The 3,830-nt window shown below is 63.0% G+C and carries 7 protein-coding genes; all 7 read left to right on the forward strand.

What is annotated here, in order from left to right:
• A partial coding sequence (locus tag EOD07_RS38185; protein WP_206519558.1) for a hypothetical protein occupies positions 1-205 on the forward strand: 205 nt, incomplete at its 5' end.
• 126 nt (positions 206-331) lie between these two features.
• Positions 332-592, forward strand: coding sequence for a DUF2249 domain-containing protein (locus EOD07_RS26040; protein WP_127237452.1), 261 nt, complete (start codon positions 332-334; stop codon positions 590-592).
• A 63-nt stretch (positions 593-655) separates the two neighbouring features.
• Positions 656-2,011, forward strand: a complete 1,356-nt coding sequence (locus EOD07_RS26045) for a hypothetical protein (protein WP_127237453.1) — start codon at positions 656-658, stop codon at positions 2,009-2,011.
• Positions 2,012-2,032: 21 nt separating this feature from the next.
• Positions 2,033-2,569, forward strand: a complete 537-nt coding sequence (locus tag EOD07_RS26050) for a DUF2249 domain-containing protein (RefSeq protein ID WP_127237454.1) — start codon at positions 2,033-2,035, stop codon at positions 2,567-2,569.
• Between the two features lie 70 nt (positions 2,570-2,639).
• The gene (locus EOD07_RS26055; protein WP_127237455.1) at positions 2,640-3,290 is read left to right on the forward strand and encodes a NifU N-terminal domain-containing protein; all 651 of its coding nucleotides are present in this window, start codon (positions 2,640-2,642) and stop codon (positions 3,288-3,290) included.
• A gap of 17 nt (positions 3,291-3,307) precedes the next feature.
• A complete protein-coding gene (locus EOD07_RS26060) occupies positions 3,308-3,523 on the forward strand; it encodes a hypothetical protein (RefSeq protein ID WP_127237456.1) in 216 nt (71 codons plus the stop codon).
• Between the two features lie 19 nt (positions 3,524-3,542).
• Positions 3,543-3,830, forward strand: a 288-nt coding sequence (locus EOD07_RS26065) for a DUF6522 family protein (protein WP_127237457.1), incomplete at its 3' end; no start/stop codon positions are given.

Consider the following 3,830-nt stretch of genomic DNA (forward strand, 5'->3'; position numbering starts at 1 on the left):
GATATATATAAAATATATCTTAGGCGTCAAGAAGACGAATGTTGACGCGATGCCGGCCACACCGCGTTATCTCGAACCTGATGCCGGCGACACGGGGCATCGACACATCGGCGATGTGCAAAAACATGTATTGACAATATATGTTTTTGGCGAGACATTAGCGGACAACCCGGGTCACACCGGGACGCGAAGGCGGTGGCAATGAACAAGGCAAACCCAGCGATGCCGCCGAGACCTATTGCAAGGGCCAGCATTCCAGACCTGGCCGGCCGGCGAAAGAGGTCGCCATAGTCAGGCCGTTCAGACCAATGCAGCGACCAAGGAGCTTTTCATGACGAACCCCACCATAGCATCGGACGCCGACGTGATCGACGTGCGTACCCTCGTTCCTGCGCAGCGGCACGCAAAAATATTTGAGTTGGTCAACCAACTGGCGTCTGGCGGCTCATTCATCCTCGTCAACGATCATGACCCGAAGCCGCTCTACTACCAGCTCGAAGCGGAATATCCGAAGCAGTTTTCCTGGACGTATCTCGAACGTGGACCAGCGGTTTGGCGGGTCGAGATCGGCAAGCCCGCAAAGGCCGCTTGAATTCGACCCGGGAGCCTCGCGCCGACTGAATATGCCGGCACGAGGCCCTGGAAAGAGGTGACCATGATCGGTGCTTCGCTCTCCAGATGGACGATGTCCTATTTTGCTGCGGCGCTCCTTTTCCTTGTCGCGGCAGAAGCCCTGATGACGCTCGGTTACGGCTTCCCCCGTGTCGGACTGCAGGCGCCCGAAACGCTGATCCTCGTCCATCTTGTAGCGATCGGCTGGCTCAGCCTTCTGATGTGCGGAGCGCTGTTCCAGTTCGTCCCCGTTCTCGTTGCGCAGCCGCTTCACAACGATGTTCTGCCCCTGCCGGCGCTCGTCTCGCTTGTCGTCGGCCTCGCAGCGCTGATCCTCGGTTTTCTGCAGCTTGCCGGCCACGTCAGTCCTGCGCCACCCTTCTTCGGGTTAGCCGCCGCGCTGTTGGGTTTAGGTTTCGCGCTCGTCTTGTGGAATCTGGCGCGCACGATCTGGGCCGCGCAGACGCGACCCTTGCCGTCGCTGTTCGTCATCGTCGGCCTCGCGAGCGTCGCAGCGACAGCGATTCTGGGGATCATCTTCGCGTTGGTGGTCGGTGGATTGGCGGCCTATGACCCGTTCGTCGCTCTGACCGCGACCGGCTTGCCTCTTCATATGATCGCAGGGCTGGGCGGGTGGCTCACGTTCGCCGCCATGGGTGTCAGCTACCGGTTGCTCGCAATGTTCATGCTGGCTCCGGATCTCGAGCGCCGAAGCACGAAGACCGCGCTCTATCTCGGTTCTGCAGCACTCGCCGTCGCGGTCGTGGGCGGCGTGCTGGCGATCCTGCTTCGCGGAAACCTCGCGCTCGTGTTGTCAGCCGCCGGCAGCCTGGGCCTCGTGGCTCTCGCCCTCTATGGGGCCGACGTGATTCATCTCTACAGGCGACGCAAGCGTGCACATATTGAGCTCAACGGCCGGATGGCGGCGTTCGCGCTCGCCTCCCTCGCAGCGTCCGTTGTGCTAATCTGCGTCCTGCTTGCGCTCGGACGTCTGGCGGACCACGTCGGTGCCGTCGTTTTCCTGTTCGCCTTCGGCTGGCTATCCGGTCTTGGACTCGCTCAACTCTACAAGATCGTCGCGTTTCTGACCTGGCTCGAGTGCTACGGCCCGGTGCTAGGCAAGGTTCGGACGCCGCGCGTCCAGGACCTTGTCGTCGAGCCGCGTGCGACCAAGTGGTTCTGGCTTTATTTCCTCTCGGTCTGGGCTGGCACCGCGGCTCTCATCGTCGACTATCTACCGGCATTCCAGGCCTGCGCCGCGGCCTTGCTGATCGCGACGGCCGGAATTGTCGCGCACCTGGTGCGGACACGGCGTCTCGTCGATGTCGAAACCGCACTGCGGCTTCCACTGGGGGTGCGCAGACCGAGACTTCTGTTCTCACTTTCCCATCAAACCTGACTGAAAAAGGAGGCAAGTGCCATGCAAGCGGCTTTTCTGGATCTCGACCTTCGCCCGGTCCTGCGGGCAGGCGGCGAGCCGTTTCAGCAGATCATGGAGGCCGTGGCCACGCTCGCCCCCGGACAGGGGCTTCGGCTACTCGCGACCTTCAAGCCGGTTCCGCTTTTCAGCGTGCTCGGCTCGAAGGGCTTCAGCCATGAAGAGAGGGAGCTCGAGGACGGTGACTGGGAGGTTCTGTTCCGGCCGACGCGATCCGCCTCTGCCGCCGAAACGGAGCCATCCGCCGCGCCAACTCCCGATGCTGCGGCCTGGCCGGAGCCCGTGCAGCATCTCGATAACCGTGAGCTCGACCCTCCGGAGCCAATGGTGCGGATCCTGGCTGCTACGGAAACCATGGAGGAGGGTGAGGTCCTGTCGGCGCTGTTGTGCCGCGAGCCGACCTTCCTGATTCCCGAACTCGCGAAACGCGGACACGCATGGCGCGGCGGCTTCGAGCCGGATGGCCAGAGCTACAAGATCCTGGTGCGTGTCGGCGCATCCCGGCAGGCAGTGGCATGAATGCTGGGTGCCTGCCGTGTCAGGGCCTGCGGCAGCGTCCCGCCCAGCATCCCTAAGGAGCGCACGAGCCATGTTCATTCAAACCGAAGCGACAGCAGATCCGGCCCAGCTGAAATTTCTGCCCGGCTGCGAGGTCCTGGCGGAGGGCACGCTTGATCTGCGCGACAAGGCGGAGGCGGCCATCTCGCCGCTCGCCGAGCGGCTCTTCGCGATAGCGGGCGTCTCGAGCGTCTCCTTCGCCAGGGATTCGATCATCGTCACCAAGGCGAATGGCGACTGGCAGCATCTCAAGCCGGCGATCTTAGGCACGATCATGGAGCATCTCATGTCGGGTGCGCCGGTTCTGCGCCAAAGCCCTGCAGCAGGGGGGCAGCCCCGCGCATCATCGCCGACCGACGGAAAGGCCGATGCTGTCGAGCCTGTCAGGGAAGCGCTGCGCCGGGTGATTGATCCGGAGCTCGGCTGGAACATCGTCGACCTCGGCCTCGTCTACGAGGTCGCCGTGGAAGAGGGCGGCATCGTCCACATCACCATGACCACGACAACGCCCGGATGCCCGGCGACGAACTACCTGAAGCGGGGTGCGGGCGAGGCGGCGAGCGATGTTCCGGGGATCGAGTTCGTCGATGTGGAGCTCACCTATGAGCCACGTTGGATGCCGGAGATGATGAGCCCCGAAGCCAAAGCGCATTTCGGGATACGGGACGGGGAAAGATGGTGAGGCGAGGTACAAGTGAGTTGGCGGAAGCCAGCGCGGCCGATTGTTCTGCGTCGGAAGGACGGCTTTCCGAGATCCTGCTGGAAAGCGTCACAGCGCTCGCGGGAGCAGGAGAGGTGGAGACCGCCTGCCGGCTTGCCGGACAGGCCTGCGTGGCCTTGAGAACGAGCGACGCGGCGGCTGCACGTCGCTTCGACATACTGCTGCACCGGTTGACCCCGAAGCTGACGTGGTAGGCGCGTGAAGAGGCGACCGATGAAGCTGGAGCGACAGGATGGGGTTTTCACGATCGAGGCTTCGCTGCTCAGCGAGCTCCTTGACGTGCAGCCATCCGATATTCAGGCCCTGATGCGCCGCAACGAAATCACTAGCCTTTGCGAGCGCGGCGAGGGGGAGCATGGGGGGAAATTCCGACTCACATTCTCCTACAAGGGCCGTTGCGCGCGCTTGAACCTCGACGAAGCAGGAACGATCGTGCGCCGCTCGATCGTCGAGTTCGGCGAACGGCCGCCGCCTGCAGCTGATCACTCCATGGAACGGCCA

Source organism: Mesorhizobium sp. M2C.T.Ca.TU.002.02.1.1 (assembly GCF_003997225.1).